We start from the raw sequence: 15,542 nt of genomic DNA, 5'->3' as shown, positions 1-15,542 counted from the left end.
GCACCGGGAGCACCGGGAGCACCGGGCACCGGGAGCACCGAGGAGCAGCTGCCGGGCTGGCACCTCGTCCACGCCGGCAAGGTGCGCGAGCTCTACGCGCCCGGACGGCGCGCCCGCGTCCCCCGCGGAGGGGGCGGCCGCCGGTGACGACCGGCTCCTCGTCGTCGTCAGCGACACCATCAGCGCCTACGACCACGTGCTGTCGACGCCCGTCCCCGGCAAGGGGGCGCTGCTCACCGCGCTGAGCCTGTGGTGGTTCGAGCAGCTGGAGGGCTGGGGCCTGGTGCGCCACCACGTCGTGGGCGCCGACGCCGCCGCCGGCGTGCCCGACGCCGTCGCCGGCCGCGCGATGGTGGTGCAGCGCCTCGACATGCTCCCCGTGGAGTGCATCGCCCGCGCTACCTCACCGGCTCCGGCCTCGAGGAGTACCGCGCCACCGGCTCCCTGGCGGGCGTCGAGCTGCCGGAGGGCCTGCGCGACGGCGACCGCCTGCGCGCGCCGCTGTTCACGCCGACCACCAAGGCCGCCGTCGGCCTGCACGACGAGCCCGTGAACGAGGCCGGCGTCGCCGCCCTGGTCGGCGCGAGCGGGGCGCCCAGCTGCGCGAGACCACCCTCGGCCTCTACGCCCGCGCCGCCGAGCTGGCCGAGCAGCGGGGGGTGCTGCTCGCCGACACAAGGTCGAGTTCGGCCTCGACCCCGCCGCGGACCCGGCCGACCCCGCCGCGCTCGTGCTCGCGACGAGCTGCTCACCCCCGACTCCTCCCGCTTCTGGCCCGCCGACGGCTGGGCCCCGGGCCGGGCGCAGCCGAGCTTCGACAAGCAGTACGTGCGCGACTGGCTCACCTCCGACGCCTCCGGCTGGTCGCGGGCCTCCGCGAGCCGCCGCCCGCCCTGCCCGACGACGTGGTCGAGCGCAACGCGCGACGCTACGTCGAGGCGTACGAGCGGATCACCGGCCGCCGCTGGGGCTGACCGGGCGACGCCGCCGACCCGCCCGGCGGGAGGGCCCACGGGCGGGTCGCGCACGACGTGCCGCGCCGCTGCCGGGCGTGGCAGCGTGCTGGGCATGCCCACGCCGTCGCACGCCCGTGACCTGCACACCCCCGACGAGCGCACCACCCCCGCGACCGAGGTCGGTGAGGTCGACGTCGTCGTCATCGGCGGCGGCCCGGTGGGCGAGAACGTCGCGGCGCGCGCCGTCCGCGGCGGGCTGTCGGCGGTGCTGGTCGAGGCCGAGCTGCTCGGCGGGGAGTGCTCCTACTGGGCCTGCATGCCCTCCAAGGCGCTGATCGCCCACGCAGGCCCTCGCGGCCGCGCGCCGGGTCCCGGGGGCCCAGCAGGCGGTGACGGGCGACGTCGACGTGGCCGCCGTCCTCGCCCGGCGCGACTCCTTCACCTCGGGGTACGACGATCGCAGCCAGGTCGAGTGGGCCGTCGGCGCCGACATCGCGGTGGTCCGCGCCACGGCGCCTGGCCGGGGAGCGGCGGGTGGAGGTCACCACCGCCGACGGCTCGGTCGTCCCGCTGGCCGCCCGCCGCGCCGTCGTCGTCGCCACCGGGTCCACGCCGTCGGTCCCGCCGGTCGAGGGCCTGGCCGACGCGCCCCACTGGGGCAGCCGCGAGGCCACCTCCGCCGCACGGGTGCCCGACAGCCTCGTGGTGCTCGGCGCGGGGGTGGTCGGCTGCGAGCTGGCGCAGGCCTTCGCGCGCCTCGGCTCGCGGGTGACCCTGGTGGCCTCCTCCACGCTGCTCGGCAAGCTCGAGGAGCGCGCCGGCGAGCTCGTCGCCGACGCGCTCGCGGAGGACGGCGTCGACGTGCGGAAGGGCGCGAAGGCGGTGCGCGTCAGCCGCGACGGCGGACAGCGGCCCCGTGACCCTCGTGCTCGAGGACGGCTCCGAGGTCACCGCCGACGAGCTGCTGGTGGCCACCGGCCGGCGCCCCGCCACGGGCGACGTCGGGCTCGACGGCCTCGGCCTGCCCACCGACGCCGCGCTCGCCGTCGACACCACCGGCGCGGCCACCGGTCTGGACCAGGGCTCGGACGGCGCGCCGTGGCTGTACGGGCGCCGGCGACGTCACCGGCGACGCCCCGCTCACCCACATGGGCAAGTACGTCGCGCGCGCCGTGGGCGACGTCATCGCCGCCCGCGCGAAGGGGGAGGCCGTGCAGGACGGGCGCGTGGGGCGCCCACGCGACGACGGCGCAGCAAGCGCGCCGTGACCCAGGTGGTCTTCACCGACCCCCGAGGTGTGCGCCGTCGGCCTGACCGCCGACCAGGCGCGCGACGCCGGGCTGCGCACCCGCGCGGTGGACCTCGACATCGCCGTCGCCGGCTCGGCGCTTTACGCCGACGGGTACACCGGCTGGGCGCGCATGGTCGTCGACGAGGACCGGCGCGTGGTCGTCGGCGTCACTTCGTGGGGCAGGACACCGCCGAGCTGCTGCACTCCGCGACCGTGGCCGTGGTCGGCGAGGTGCCGCTGGAGCGCCTGTGGCACGCGGTGCCGAGCTACCCGACCACCAGCGAGGTGTGGCTGCGGCTGCTGGAGTCGTACGGCCTCTGAGCCCCCCGGACGGCGGGCGGGCTCCGGGGTGCGGGGCGGTCGGCGCGGGTCCACAGTTCCGCCGTGACGACGTCGTCGGCCTCCTCGCGGGGGCGCACCTTCCGCTCGGACCTGCCCGCGCGCCTGGACCGGCTGCCCTGGTCGCCCTGGCACGTCAGGATCCTCGTCGGGCTCGGCACGGTGTGGATCCTCGACGGCCTCGAGGTGACCCTGGTCGGGGCGCTGTCCGACAGGCTCACCGAGGAGGGCAGCGGGATCTCGCTGACCGCGGGCGACATCGGCGTCGCCGCGGCGGTCTACGTGGCCGGCGCCTGCCTCGGGGCGCTGTTCTTCGGGGTGCTGACGGAGCGGTACGGCCGCAAGAAGCTCTTCATGATCACGCTGCTGGTCTACCTCGGGGCCACGGCGATGACCGCGACCGCCACCGAGGCGTGGATGTTCTTCCTGTGGCGCTTCCTGGCCGGGGCGGGCATCGGCGGGGAGTACTCGGCGATCAACTCCGCCATCGACGAGCTCATGCCGGCCCGTCTGCGCGGCCGCATCGACCTGCTCGTCAACGGCTCGTACTGGATCGGCGGCGCCGCCGGTGCCGCGCTGACGCTGGTGCTGCTCGACGAGGGGATCCTCCCCGCCTCGCTGGGCTGGCGGCTCGCGTTCGGCGCCGGGGCGCTGCTCGGGCTCGTCGTCCTGCTGGTGCGGCGCCACGTGCCGGAGAGCCCGCGCTGGCTGAGCCTGCACGGCGGCCACGAGGAGGCCGAGCGCATCGTCAGCGACGTCGAGCGGACCGTCGAGCGGGAGGAGGGAGCGCTCCCCGAGGTCGACCGCAGCCGGTCGCTCGAGATCACCGAGCGGCCGCCGGTGAGGATCTCCGAGGTGGTGCGCGCGGTCTTCGGCACCTACCGCAAGCGCTCGGTGCTGGGGCTGAGCCTGTTCATCGGCCAGGCGTTCCTCTACAACGCCGTGTACTTCACCCAGGGCCTGGTGCTGGGCACGTTCTTCGACGTCGACAGCGCCAGGACGGGGCTCTACATCATCCCGCTGGCGCTCGGCAGCTTCCTCGGTCCGCTGCTGCTGGGGCGCTTCTTCGACACCGTCGGCCGGCGGAAGATGATCACGCTGTCGTACGTCGGGTCGGGCGTGCTCCTGGTGGGCACCGCGCTGCTGTTCCAGTCCGGGTCGCTCTCGGCCTGGGGGCTCACGGCGTGCTGGACGGTGGTGTTCTTCCTCGCCTCCGCGGGGGCGTCGTCGGCGTACCTGACCGTGAGCGAGATCTTCCCGATGGAGACCCGGGCGATGGCGATCGCCTTCTACTTCGCGTGGGCACCGGCATCGGCGGCATCATCGGCCCCGTGCTCTTCGGGCGCCTGGTCGAGACCGAGCAGGTCTCGATGGTGGCGCTGGGCTACTACCTGGGGGCCGCGCTGATGATCGGCGCCGGGATCGTCGAGGCCGTGATCGGCGTCGACGCCGACAACAAGGCCCTGGAGGACGTCGCCGACCCCCTCGGAGCCTCCTCCTCGTCGCCCTGACCTCGGTGATCATGGGCGTCCGCCACCCCGGAGGTGGCGGACGCCCATGATCACGGGGGGTGGGGCGGGTCAGAGCTCGTGGGTGCCGTGGCCGCCGTCGTCGCGGACGTCCACGTCGCCGCAGAGCCGCGCCAGGTTGCTCAGGTACACCCGCCGGCCCGCCGGGGAGAGCAGGGCGTCGTGCACCGGCACCACCGCGGTGCTCGGGGCCACCGCGCGCAGGAAGTCGACCGTCATCGCCGACGTCGCCCACGGGGCGTTGAGGGGGAGCGCCAGCACGTCGACGCCCTCGGGGGTCGTGTCGTAGGCGTCGCCGGGCACGAACAGCACGGGCTCTCCGGGCGCGCTGACGACCAGGCCGGTGTTGCCCACCCGCGGCACCTCCGCGTGGATGCTGGCGTGGCGGCCCCCGACGGCGCGCACGGTGACCGCGCCCAGCTGCAGCACGTCGCCCGGGTGGAGCGCCGCGAGGTCGACGTCGCCGTCCGCCCCGAGGCCGGAGCCCGCGAGCGAGGCGGCCGTCTCGGGCTCGGCGCGCAGCAGCGCGCCGTCGTTGCCCTCCAGCAGCGCGGGCAGCTTCTCGACGTCGACGTGGTCGGGGTGCTGGTGGGTCACGAGCACGGCGTCGAGGTCGGTCAGCTCCTCCCAGCCGGTGGAGAAGGTGCCGGGGTCGACCAGCACGCGGGTGCCGGCCGCCTCGACCAGCAGGCAGGCGTGTCCGAGGTGGGAGATCCGCATGCCGACATCCTGCTCCGCGGGCGCGTCGTCGCACCCCCGCGGCACCCCCTAGGCTCTCCCCCGTGGGACGCGTGCTGGTCCAGGTCATGCCCAAGCCGGAAGATCCTCGACCCCCAGGGCAAGGCGGTCTCCGCCGCACTGCCCCGGCTGGGCCTCGAGGGCTTCACCGACGTGCGGCAGGGGAAGCGGTTCGAGCTGGTGGTCGAGGGGCCGGTGACGCCGGCGGTCCTCGCCCAGGCGCGCAAGGCCGCCGAGCAGCTGCTCGCCAACCCGGTCATCGAGGACGTCGTCAGCGTCACCGACGCCGACGCGGCCGGCGCATGAAGATCGGCGTCGTCACCTTCCCGGGCACCCTCGACGACCGCGACGCCGCCCGCGCCGTGGTCCGCGGTGGCGGTGAGGCCGTGGCCCTGTGGCACGCCGACGCCGACCTGCGCGGTGTCGACGCCGTGGTCCTGCCCGGCGGGTTCTCCTACGGCGACTACCTGCGCGCCGGCGCCATCGCCAGCATCGCGCCCGTCATGGGCCCCGTGGTCGAGGCCGCTCGCGCCGGCATGCCCGTCCTCGGGATCTGCAACGGCTTCCAGGTGCTCTGCGAGGCCGGCCTGCTGCCCGGCGCGCTCGTGCGCAACGACGTGCGCACGTTCGTCTGCCGCGACCAGCGCCTGCGCGTCGAGGACGCCTCCACGGCCTGGACCTCGGCGTTCGAGACCGGCCAGGAGATCGTCGTCCCGCTGAAGAACGGCGAGGGCGGCTACAACGCCGACGAGCGCACCCTCGACGAGCTCGAGGGCGAGGGCCGCGTGGTCTTCCGCTACCTCGGCGGCAACCCCAACGGCTCCCGGCGCGACATCGCCGGGGTGCGCGACGCCTCCGGCCGCGTGGTGGGCCTCATGCCGCACCCCGAGCACGCCACCGAGCCGGGCTACGGGCCCACCGAGCACGGCGGCGGCGCCAGCGGCGACGGCACCGACGGCCTGGGGTTCTTCACCTCGGTGCTGACGGCGCTCGCCAGCGCCTGACCCCGGTCGCGCTGCGGCCGGCTGCTCCGGACGGGTGAGGCGGCACCGGTGGACCGCGGGCTGCCACGGTGAGCCCGGCGAGCGCGTCCTAGTCGCGTGAACGGCCCGACAGACCTCTCCGGCGGCACCGGAGGACGCCGCGACGACGACCCCGCCGGCTCCGACGGCGCTGACCGCGACGTCGCGCGCGCCCTGCGCGCGGCCCTCGGCGCCCCGCAGGACGACGACGGCGAGGGCACGGCCCCCGACGGCTCCGCCGGCGGGCGCCCGCCGGGTGCGCGCCCCGCCCCGCGCCCCGTCCCGGCCTCGTTCCTGGCGGGCGTCGAGCGCCGGGCCGCCCGGCTGCACCGCCGCCGCCAGGCGGGCGCGCTCGCGGGAGCCGCGGCGGCGGCCGCCGTCGTCATCGCCCTCGGGGGCCTGGTGCTGCCGCAGCTCGGCGCGATGAACGAGAGCGCCAGTGGCGGGTCCGCGGCGGGGAGCTCCGCGGACAGCGCCGCCGCGTCCGCTCCCGCTGCGGGGGAGGCGGCAGGGCCGCAGACCCTGCAGGGGTCCGGCACCTACGGGGTGCCTGACGCCGCCTCGGGGGCGGAGACCTTCAACGACGCCTCGACGGCTGGAGCCGCGTCGCTGCTCACCGCCGCTGACGTCACGGCCTTCGCCGCGCCGGTGCAGGACGCGGGCACCAGCGACGAGACCGGGCAGCAGCTGCCGCTGACCGCCTGCGCAGAGGGCGACGCCGGCTCGCTCGCGCCCGTCTCGCTGTGGCGCGCGGACCTCACCGCCGACCCGGCGTCGCTGCCCGCGGACGCCGTCGAGCCCCCGGGCCTGGTCGAGCGCGTCGCGACCCTGCCGAGCGACGCCGAGGGCCCCCAGGCCCTCGCGCGGGTCGCGGCCCAGCTCCCGGCGTGCACCGGGGCCGGCCTCGAGGGCACCGGACCCACCACCGCGCTCGACGCGGCCCCGGTGACGCCGGTCGGTGGTGAGGCGCTGGTGCTCGCCTCGACCTCCGGCCAGGGCTCGCCGGTCCTCCAGGTGCTCCTCGTGCACGGCGCCGTGCTGGTGCAGCTCCAGGTCACCTCCGACGCCCCCGACGCGCAGACCGCCCTGGACCAGCTCGTCGACACCGCCCGCACGGCCCTGGAGCGGGCCACCGGCGGCACCAGCACCATCCCGGCGCGGGCGCCGTGAGCACCACCTCCCTGTTCCGGCGGCCCCGCGCCGCCGACGCCGCGGGCTTCGAGGAGCTGGTGGCCGCCCGCAGCGGCCCGATGCTCTCGATGGCCCGCGGCCTCGTGCGCTCGGAGTCCGACGCGGAGGACCTCGTCCAGGAGGTGCTCGCCAAGGCGCTGGTCAGCTGGGACCGCGTCAGCGCCGCCACCGACCCGGCCGCCTACGTCAACCGGATGCTGGTCAACCAGGCGATGTCGTTCTGGCGGCGCGCCTCGACCCGGCGCGAGCGCGCCGTCGAGCCCGCGGAGCTGCCCGAGGAGGGCGCCGGTGCGCTGGACGACGGCGCCACGCAGCGCGGCGACCGCGACGCCCTGCTCACGGCCCTGCGGCGCCTGCCCGCGCGCCACCGGGCGGTGCTGGTGCTGCGGTACTACGAGCAGGTGCCCGACGCGGAGATCGCCGACCTCCTCGGCATGGCCCCCGCCACGGTGCGCAGCAGCGCCGCCCGCGGCCTCGCCGCCCTGCGCCGCGACGGCGTCCTCGGCGGCGAGGACCCCCGACCCGTCCGCTGAGGGCGCCGCGACCAGCGGCGTCCCGGGCACTGCTCCCGCTTCACTAGGCTCTGCCCCGTGAGCCTGCTCGACACGGTGGACCACGCCGCTGCGACCCCTGACCACGAGCTACCCTACGGCGAGCTGGGTCTGAAGGACGACGAGTTCGAGCGCATCTGCGCCGCCCTCGGCCGCCGTCCCACGACGTGCGAGCTGGCGATGTACTCGGTGATGTGGAGCGAGCACTGCTCCTACAAGTCCTCCAAGACGCACCTGCGCCAGTTCGGCACCAAGACCACCGACGAGATGCGCGAGAAGCTCCTCGTCGGCATCGGTGAGAACGCCGGCGTCGTGGACGTCGGCGACGGCTGGGCCGTCACCTTCAAGGTCGAGAGCCACAACCACCCCAGCTACGTGGAGCCCCACCAGGGCGCGGCCACCGGCGTCGGCGGCATCGTCCGCGACATCCTCGCGATGGGCGCCCGCCCCGTGGCGGTCATGGACTCGCTCCGCTTCGGCGCGATCGACCACCCCGACACCGCCCGCGTCGTCCCCGGCGTGGTCGCCGGCGTCGGCGGCTACGGCAACTGCCTGGGCCTGCCCAACATCGGCGGCGAGGTCGTCTTCGACTCCGTCTACCAGGGCAACCCCCTGGTCAACGCCCTCTGCGTCGGCACCATGCGCCACGAGGACATCCACCTGGCCAACGCCACCGGCGAGGGCAACCTCGTGGTGCTGTTCGGCTCGCGCACCGGCGGCGACGGCATCGGCGGCGTCTCGGTGCTCGCCTCGGAGACCTTCGACGGGACCCCCGGTGACGGCGGCCCCTCCAAGCGCCCCGCGGTGCAGGTCGGCGACCCCGTTCGCCGAGAAGCTGCTCATCGAGTGCTGCCTGGAGCTCTTCCACGCCGGCGTCGTCGCCGGCATCCAGGACCTCGGCGGCGCCGGGCTCTCCTGCGCCACCTCCGAGCTGGCCTCCGCCGGTGACGGCGGCATGGCGATCCGCCTCGACGAGGTGCCCCTGCGCGACCCCTCCCTGCGCCCGGAGGAGGTCCTCATGAGCGAGTCGCAGGAGCGCATGATGGCCGTCGTCGAGCCGGCCCACCTCGAGGCCTTCCTGGCCATCACCACGAGGTGGGAGGTCGAGGCGGTCGTCATCGGCGAGGTCACCGACACCGGTCGCCTGCAGGTGACCTGGCACGGCGAGACCGTCGTCGACGTCCCCCCGCGCACCGTCGCCCACGAGGGCCCGGTCTACGTGCGCCCCTGGGCCCGCCCCGCCGACATGGACGTGCTCCAGGCCGACCCGGCCGAGGCGCTGCCGCGCCCCACCACCGGTGACGAGGTCCGCGCCCAGGTGCTGCAGCTGGTCGGCTCGCCCAACCTCTGCAGCCGCGCCTGGGTCACCGACCAGTACGACCGGTACGTCCTCGGCAACACCGCCCTGGCCATGCCCGACGACGCCGGCGTGGTCCCGCGTCGACGAGTCCACCGGCCTCGGCGTCGCCGTCTCCCTCGACGCCAACGGCCGCTTCGCCCACCTCGACCCGCGCGCCGGCGCCCAGCTGGCCCTCGCGGAGTCCTACCGCAACGTCTCCACCGCCGGGGCGACGCCGCTGGCGGTCACCGACTGCCTGAACTTCGGCTCCCCCGAGGACCCGGGCGTGATGTGGCAGTTCTCCGAGGCCGTGACGGGCCTGGCCGACGCGTGCGCCGAGCTCGGCGTCCCGGTGACCGGCGGCAACGTCAGCTTCTACAACCAGACCGGCAGCGAGCCGATCCACCCGACGCCGGTCGTCGGCGTGCTCGGCGTGATCGACGACGTCGCCCGCCGCACCCCCTCGGGCTGGGCCCTGCCCGGCCAGCAGCTGTTCCTGCTCGGCGCCACCCGTGAGGAGCTCTCCGGCTCCGAGTGGGCCTGGGTCGTGCACGAGCACCTCGGCGGGCTGCCGCCGGCGGTCGACCTCGCGCACGAGAAGGTGCTCGGCTCGGTGCTGGTCAACGCCTCCCGCGACGGCCTCGTCGACGCCGCCCACGACCTGTCCGAGGGCGGCCTCGCCCAGGCCCTGGTCGAGGGGTGCCTGCGCCGCGGCGTCGGCGCCCGGGTGTGGCTCGGCGAGCTGTGCGAGCGCGACGGCGTCGACGTCGCCACCGCGCTGTTCAGCGAGTCGGCCGGCCGCGTCCTGTGCGCCGTCCCCCGCGAGGAGGAGGTGCGCTTCACCGACATGTGCACCGCCCGCGGCGTCGCGCACCTGCGCATCGGCGTGACCGACGGCGTGGAGGCCGACGGCGAGGCGACGTCCCTCGACGTCTCCGCCGACGACTCCCGCTGTTCTCGCTGCCGCTCGCCGAGCTGCGCGCCACCCACACCGGCACGCTGCCCGCCGCCTTCGGCTCCTGACGTCCGCTGCTCCCCGGCCGTCCACAGGCCGGGGAGCAGCAGCGGACGGCGTCCGCACCCGTCCGCACCGGTCGCCCGGCCCCCGTGACGGAGCAGGCCTCCAGCCGGCTCTCGGCCGGGCCACCGCGTCCCACGACGGTGAGTCCGTTCGACCGCAGCCGCCGGGGGCGTCCTCCTCGGCGGATGCGGACAGCGTCCGGCCCTCGGGCTGCGCCTGTGGACGGTCGGTCCGCCCACAGGCGCCGTCGCGCGCGGGCTCGTCCACAGGGCCCGTGCTCAGGGGGACACCGTCCTCGATCCGCCCGCAGGATCGCCCCGTGCTCCCCGGACCCGGCTACGCCGCCGCCGACTTCAGCCGCCTGACCGGCATCCGGCCCGACGTCCTGCGGAAGCACCGCGAACGCGGTGTCTTCGCGCCGTCGTCGACGGACCCACGAGGACGCCGTCGCTACGGGGCGGACCAGCTGGGGCCGGGGCGGCTCCTGGCGGCGCTCGTGGGGTCCGGCATGAGCGCCAGCCGGGCTGCCGCGGTGGTGGCGAGCCAGGACCGCGACGCCGTCGAGGAGCACCTCGCCGCGGTGCAGGGGCTCATCGGCCAGGCGCGGGAGCACCTGCCGGTGCGCGGTGGCGCCTGGCGCTGCTGGGTCGAGCGGACGGCGGTGGAGGTCGTGCCGCTGCCCGAGCGCACCACCGCCGAGCAGCTGGTCGCCTGCGCCCGCGCGGCGCGGCGAGACCTGGCCGCGCGCCTCGCGTGCGGGGTCGACCAGCTCCCCCGGTGGGAGTCGGACGCCGAGCTGCTGGCCGGGCCCGCCGTCTCGGTGCTCCACGGCGCCGACGGAGCTCCTGCGGACCTCCGGGCGCTGCTGCTCCCGCTGCCTCCGGGGCCTGCGCCGGCCGGACGCCCGCCCGCGGAGGAGCGGGGCTCGTGGACCGTGACCGGGACGCCCGCCGGTCTCCTCGAGGCGCTCGACGTCGGCGGTCCCCAGGCGCTCCTCGGCCGCGGTGGCGTCCTCGACGAGCTGGTCGGGTCGGCGTCGCGCCGGGGCTGGGGCGTCCCGGGGCCGGTGCGGCTCCTCCTCTCGGCGGACCTGTGCTCGGCGTCACCCCTCCTGCGTCTCCTGTGAGACGGCGCGCGGCGCGGTGGGAGGATGGGCGGGTGCCTGCACGTCGTCGCACCGACCCCGCGGCCGGCCGCGAGGCGCTCGCCCGCTGGCGCGCCGACCCCGCCGCCGCCGACCGAGCCACCACCGCCACCGCCGTCCGCTCCACCCTCGAGGACCTCGCCGAGCGCGCCCCGGGGCACAGCGTCGAGGTGAGGGTCGCGCCCCACGGCGTGGTCCAGTGCGTGGAGGGGCCGCGGCACACCCGGGGGACCCCGCCGAACGTCGTCGAGACCGACGCCGCCACCTGGCTCTCGCTGGCCGCCGGAGACCTCACCTGGGCCGAGGCCGTGTCCGCCGGGCGGGTCCGAGCCAGCGGCGGTCGCGCCGACCTCTCCTCGCTGCTGCCCCTCGTCCCGGCGAGCGCCGCGTGAGCGAGCAGCACCCCGGCGAGCACCCGGGCCGGCGGCCCGAGCCGCCGCGCCGGGTCACCGTGCGCCGCAGCCCCCGGTACGGCGTCTTCATCGTCGGGGGAGCGGTGCTGGGCGCACTCGTGGCCCTGGTGCTGACCTACAGCGAGCCGGCCAGCGAGTACGGCTACGCCGCTGCGCTGGGTTACCTGGTGGTCGCGCTCGGTCTCGGCGGTGCTCTGGTGGGTGCGCTGGCGTCCGTCGTCGCCGGCATCGTCCTCGACCGGCGGTCTCGGCCGCACGACTGACTCCCGGGCTGTGGGACCATGGACGCGTGGCCCGGCCCGACGGACGACTCAGCCACGACCTCCTCCCCGGTGAGAAGGGCCCGCAAGACGCCTGTGGCGTCTTCGGTGTCTGGGCCCCCGGCGAGGACGTCGCGCGGCTCACCTACTTCGGTCTCTACGCGCTGCAGCACCGCGGCCAGGAGAGCGCCGGCATCGCTGCGAGCAGCGGTGAGCAGATCCTCGTGTACAAGGACATGGGACTCGTGTCCCAGGTCTTCGACGAGGCGTCGCTCGAGGCGCTGAAGGGCTCGGTGGCCATCGGCCACACGCGGTACTCGACCACCGGCGCCAGCCGCTGGGAGAACGCCCAGCCGACCCTCGGCGCCACCGCCGCCGGCACCGTGGCGCTGGCGCACAACGGCAACCTCACCAACACCTCCGAGCTGCGCCGCCTCGTGGCCGAGCGCGCCGAGGCGCGCGGCGAGCCCGACGCCGGCGAGGTCGCCCGGGGCAACACCACCGACACGGCGCTGGTGACCGCGCTGCTCGCCGGTGACCCCGACCGCACCCTGGAGGCCACCGCCCTGGAGGTGCTGCCGCTGCTGCGGGGCGCCTTCTCCCTGGTCTTCATGGACGAGACCACGCTCTACGCCGCCCGCGACCCCCACGGCGTGCGCCCGATGGTCCTGGGCCGCCTGGAGCGCGGCTGGGTGGTCGCCAGCGAGACCGCCGCCCTCGACATCGTCGGCGCGTCGTTCGTGCGCGAGGTCGAACCCGGCGAGCTGGTGGCCATCGACGCCGACGGGCTGCGGTTCTCCCGCTTCGCGCCCGCCACCCCCCGCGGCTGCGTCTTCGAGTACGTCTACCTCGCGCGCCCCGACACCACGATCGCCGGCCGCAGCGTGCAGGCCGCCCGCGCCGAGATGGGCCGCCGCCTCGCCCGCGAGCACCCCGTCGACGCCGACCTGGTGATCCCCACCCCGGAGTCGGGAACGCCGGCGGCGATCGGCTACGCCCAGGAGTCGGGCATCCCCTACGGCCAGGGCCTGGTGAAGAACGCCTACGTGGGCCGGACGTTCATCCAGCCCAACCAGACGATCCGCCAGCTGGGCATACGGCTGAAGCTGAACCCGCTGCGCGAGGTCATCGCCGGCAAGCGCCTGATCGTCGTCGACGACTCCATCGTCCGCGGCAACACCCAGCGCGCCCTGGTGCGGATGCTGCGCGAGGCCGGGGCCGCCGAGGTGCACGTGCGCATCTCCTCCCCACCGGTGCAGTGGCCCTGCTTCTACGGCATCGACTTCGCCACCCGGGCCGAGCTCATCGCCTCCGGCCTCGGGGTGGAGGAGGTCCGCCACAGCCTCGGCGCCGACTCCCTCGGCCACATCTCCCTCGACGGCATGGTCGCCGCCAGCGGTCAGCCCGCCGAACGGCTGTGCACCGCCTGCTTCACCGGCTCCTACCCCGCCGGCGTGCCCGACGAGGGCCGCCCGGCGCTGCGCCTGGCCGGTGAGCCCGCCCCGGGCGACCAGCTGAGCGGCCAGGAGGAGCTCCCGCTCGGCGTCGCGCTCGACCGCGGCGACCTGGGCTCCACCGCGCCGGCACCCGCCGGCCAGCAGTGACCCCCGCTCCCCCCACCCCCTCCACGCCAGGAGCCCCCTCGTGACCAGCACCTCCAGCGCGCCCTCCGCCTACGCCGCCGCCGGCGTCGACGTCGAGGCGGGCGACCGCGCCGTCGTCCTCATGCGCGAGGCCGTGGCCCTCACCCAGGGCGCCGAGGTGGTCGGCGGGGCCGGTGGCTTCGCCGGGCTGTTCGACGCCAGCGCCCTCCTGGGCTACCGCCGCCCGCTGCTCGCGACCAGCACCGACGGGGTCGGCACCAAGGTCGCCGTGGCCCAGGCGCTCGACCTGCACGGCACCATCGGCCAGGACCTCGTGGCGATGGTCGTCGACGACCTCGTCGTCTGCGGCGCCCGCCCCCTGTTCATGACCGACTACATCGCCTGCGGCCGCGTGGTGCCCGAGCGCATCGCCGAGGTGGTCGGCGGCATCGCCCGCGCGTGCGAGGAGGTCGGTGCGGCGCTGGTCGGTGGCGAGACCGCCGAGCACCCCGGCCTGCTGGGCCCCGACGAGTACGACGTCGCCGGCGCCGCCACCGGCGTGGTGGAGGCCGACGCGCTGCTGGGCCCCGCCCGCGTGCGCGAGGGCGACGTCGTCGTGGCGATGGCCAGCTCCGGCCTCCACTCCAACGGCTACTCCCTCGTCCGGCGCATCGTCGCCGACGCCGGGTGGGCGTACGACCGCCACGTCGCGGAGCTGGGGCGCACGCTCGGTGAGGAGCTCTTGGAGCCGACGGCGCTCTACACCCGCCCGTGCCTGGCCCTCGCCGACCGCCTCGGCGAGCAGCTGCACGCCTTCTCCCACGTCACCGGCGGCGGGCTCGCCTCGAACCTCGCCCGCGTGCTCCCGGCCCACCTGGACGCCGAGGTCGACCGCACCAGCTGGACGCCGCTGCCCGTCTTCACGGCGCTCGCCGAGGTCGGTGGCGTCGACAGGGCCAGCGCCGAGGGCACCTGGAACCAGGGCGTCGGCATGGTCGCACTGGTCGACGCCTCGTCGGCGGACGAGGCCGTCGCCGTGCTGAGCGCCGCGGGCGTCAGGAGCTGGGTCGCCGGTGCCGTGACCGCCCGCAGGGACGACGACGCCGCCGTCGTCCGCGGCTCGAAGGGCGTGGACGGCGGCGGCGTTCGCCTGGTGGGAGAGCACCCCCGGTGAGCCCGGTGGGCCGGGTGCCCCGGGGGGAGGCTCGCCCTGGACGTGGTGTCAGCGCGAGCGCGGAGACCAGTCGTCGTAGTACGGGTCGTACCCCTCGTCGTCGTCCTTCTCGGACGACGGCTCGGGGTTGGCCCACACAGGTGGGGCACCGCCCCCGAGCTCTCGCTGCAGCGCCGTGAGGTCGGTGTTCGGGCTGGAGTACTTCAGCTCCCGAGCGACCTTCGTCTGCTTGGCCTTCTGACGGCCGCGCCCCATGGCGTCGACCCCCTTATGCGTCGTGCCGGGACAGGCCCAGTGGGCGGCCCCGGAGCTACCGGCTCTCGATGGGTTCCACGATACAGGTCGAACGCCGTCGAGCCGCACCTGACGGCGACCCGGGGGTCGCCGACGGGCGCCGGAGAGGTCCGGATCGCCCGTTCGGAGGGCTCTGAGGTGCTGCTGGGGTGGATGCACCACCTCGCGGTGACCTGTCCGAACGGTCCCGGGTGGTCCTCGGGGGGTACCCGCGGTGGCCCCGTGATGGTCCTATCGGGCTATGGCGGTACGGGTCGGACATGTCGGACGATCCTCCTACGACGTCCGTGGAGCACCCGCGCTGCGGTGCCGGACGACGAAGGAGACGCCATGACGACGATCCAGACCACTTCCCCCGGGGGTCTCGCCGCCGACGCCGCTGTCGAGGCCGCTCCGGCACCCGCCGCGCCCAGCGCCCAGACGCTGCTCACGCCGTCGGAGGTCGCCGCCCTCTTCCGGGTCGACCCGAAGACCGTGACGCGCTGGGCCAAGGCCGGCAAGCTCACCTCGATCCGCACCCTCGGCGGGCACCGGCGCTACCGCGCCGCCGAGGTCATGGCGCTGCTGGAGTCCGTCGCCCCGGCCGAGGCCGCGCTCCCGGCGCCGCGCGCCGCCGGCGACGCCACCGCCTGACACCCGCTCGATCCCGCTCGACGCCGCCCCGTCCCGCAGCCGCGGGGCGGGGCGGTCGGCGTCC

11 protein-coding genes and 5 pseudogenes are annotated in these 15,542 nt (G+C 75.9%); 14 read left to right on the top strand and 2 right to left on the bottom strand.

Features of this window, described 5'->3' with window-relative positions; genetic code table 11:
• Window positions 1–48 precede the first annotated feature (48 nt).
• The 3 pseudogenes from F1641_RS23820 to F1641_RS09875 all read left to right on the top strand — a co-directional run bounded on the left by F1641_RS23820 (window position 49) and on the right by F1641_RS09875 (window position 4,097).
• A pseudogene (locus F1641_RS23820) lies at window positions 49–974 on the top strand (phosphoribosylaminoimidazolesuccinocarboxamide synthase).
• Between the two features lie 94 nt (window positions 975–1,068).
• A pseudogene (locus F1641_RS23815) lies at window positions 1,069–2,568 on the top strand (dihydrolipoyl dehydrogenase family protein).
• Between the two features lie 63 nt (window positions 2,569–2,631).
• A pseudogene (locus F1641_RS09875) lies at window positions 2,632–4,097 on the top strand (MFS transporter).
• A 69-nt stretch (window positions 4,098–4,166) separates the two neighbouring features.
• Here the strand turns inward: F1641_RS09875 and F1641_RS09870 are convergent.
• Window positions 4,167–4,835 (bottom strand): MBL fold metallo-hydrolase, encoded by a 669-nt coding sequence (locus F1641_RS09870; RefSeq protein WP_194904794.1) that lies wholly within the window; start codon window positions 4,833–4,835, stop codon window positions 4,167–4,169.
• 62 nt (window positions 4,836–4,897) lie between these two features.
• On the opposite strand from F1641_RS09870, the pseudogene purS reads away from it, so the two are divergent.
• The 10 genes and pseudogenes from purS to purM all read left to right on the top strand — a co-directional run bounded on the left by purS (window position 4,898) and on the right by purM (window position 14,551).
• Window positions 4,898–5,159 (top strand): annotated as a pseudogene (purS, locus tag F1641_RS23160) (phosphoribosylformylglycinamidine synthase subunit PurS).
• Window positions 5,156–5,857 carry a phosphoribosylformylglycinamidine synthase subunit PurQ gene (purQ, locus tag F1641_RS09860; protein WP_194904792.1) on the top strand — a complete coding sequence of 234 codons (702 nt, stop codon included), beginning with the start codon at window positions 5,156–5,158 and terminating at the stop codon, window positions 5,855–5,857. Before purS ends, purQ begins: the two are co-directional and overlap by 4 nt.
• Window positions 5,858–5,953: 96 nt before the next feature.
• Window positions 5,954–7,045 (top strand): hypothetical protein, encoded by a 1,092-nt coding sequence (locus F1641_RS09855; protein ID WP_194904790.1) that lies wholly within the window; start codon window positions 5,954–5,956, stop codon window positions 7,043–7,045.
• Entirely contained in the window at window positions 7,042–7,599 is a 558-nt protein-coding gene (locus tag F1641_RS09850; RefSeq protein ID WP_309225526.1) for a SigE family RNA polymerase sigma factor, read from the top strand. Before F1641_RS09855 ends, F1641_RS09850 begins: the two co-directional genes overlap by 4 nt.
• A 63-nt stretch (window positions 7,600–7,662) precedes the next feature.
• Window positions 7,663–9,979 (top strand): annotated as a pseudogene (gene purL, locus F1641_RS23810) (phosphoribosylformylglycinamidine synthase subunit PurL).
• 317 nt (window positions 9,980–10,296) lie between these two features.
• Window positions 10,297–11,103, top strand: coding sequence for a MerR family transcriptional regulator (locus tag F1641_RS09840; protein WP_194904788.1), 807 nt, complete (start codon window positions 10,297–10,299; stop codon window positions 11,101–11,103).
• A 32-nt stretch (window positions 11,104–11,135) separates the two neighbouring features.
• Entirely contained in the window at window positions 11,136–11,513 is a 378-nt protein-coding gene (locus F1641_RS09835; RefSeq protein ID WP_194904785.1) for a sterol carrier family protein, read from the top strand.
• Window positions 11,510–11,797, top strand: coding sequence for a hypothetical protein (locus F1641_RS09830; protein ID WP_194904783.1), 288 nt, complete (start codon window positions 11,510–11,512; stop codon window positions 11,795–11,797). The genes F1641_RS09835 and F1641_RS09830 overlap by 4 nt, the downstream gene beginning before the upstream one ends.
• Window positions 11,798–11,823: 26 nt before the next feature.
• On the top strand, window positions 11,824–13,398 hold the full coding sequence (gene purF / locus F1641_RS09825) for an amidophosphoribosyltransferase (RefSeq protein ID WP_194904781.1): 1,575 nt from the start codon (window positions 11,824–11,826) through the stop codon (window positions 13,396–13,398).
• A gap of 40 nt (window positions 13,399–13,438) precedes the next feature.
• A complete protein-coding gene (purM, locus tag F1641_RS09820; RefSeq protein WP_194904780.1) occupies window positions 13,439–14,551 on the top strand; it encodes a phosphoribosylformylglycinamidine cyclo-ligase in 1,113 nt (370 codons plus the stop codon).
• 48 nt (window positions 14,552–14,599) lie between these two features.
• On the opposite strand, the gene F1641_RS09815 is transcribed toward purM, so the two are convergent.
• Window positions 14,600–14,806 carry a DUF3073 domain-containing protein gene (locus tag F1641_RS09815; RefSeq protein ID WP_194904778.1) on the bottom strand — a complete coding sequence of 69 codons (207 nt, stop codon included), beginning with the start codon at window positions 14,804–14,806 and terminating at the stop codon, window positions 14,600–14,602.
• Between the two features lie 369 nt (window positions 14,807–15,175).
• On the opposite strand from F1641_RS09815, the gene F1641_RS09810 reads away from it, so the two are divergent.
• Complete coding sequence (locus tag F1641_RS09810) at window positions 15,176–15,478, top strand: BldC family transcriptional regulator (RefSeq protein WP_194904775.1); 303 nt, start codon at window positions 15,176–15,178, stop codon at window positions 15,476–15,478.
• Window positions 15,479–15,542: the final 64 nt, after the last annotated feature.

This window comes from Quadrisphaera sp. INWT6 (assembly GCF_015390235.1).
Taxonomy (GTDB): domain Bacteria; phylum Actinomycetota; class Actinomycetes; order Actinomycetales; family Quadrisphaeraceae; genus Quadrisphaera.
This window is presented reverse-complemented; position numbering and strand designations above follow the sequence as displayed.

Coding starts and splice junctions, on each gene's coding strand:
- F1641_RS09810 (WP_194904775.1), top strand. CDS start 15,176: ATGACGACGATCCAGACCACTTCCCCCGGGGGTCTCGCCGCCGACGCC.
- F1641_RS09870 (WP_194904794.1), bottom strand. CDS start 4,835: ATGCGGATCTCCCACCTCGGACACGCCTGCCTGCTGGTCGAGGCGGCC.
- purQ (WP_194904792.1), top strand. CDS start 5,156: ATGAAGATCGGCGTCGTCACCTTCCCGGGCACCCTCGACGACCGCGAC.
- F1641_RS09815 (WP_194904778.1), bottom strand. CDS start 14,806: ATGGGGCGCGGCCGTCAGAAGGCCAAGCAGACGAAGGTCGCTCGGGAG.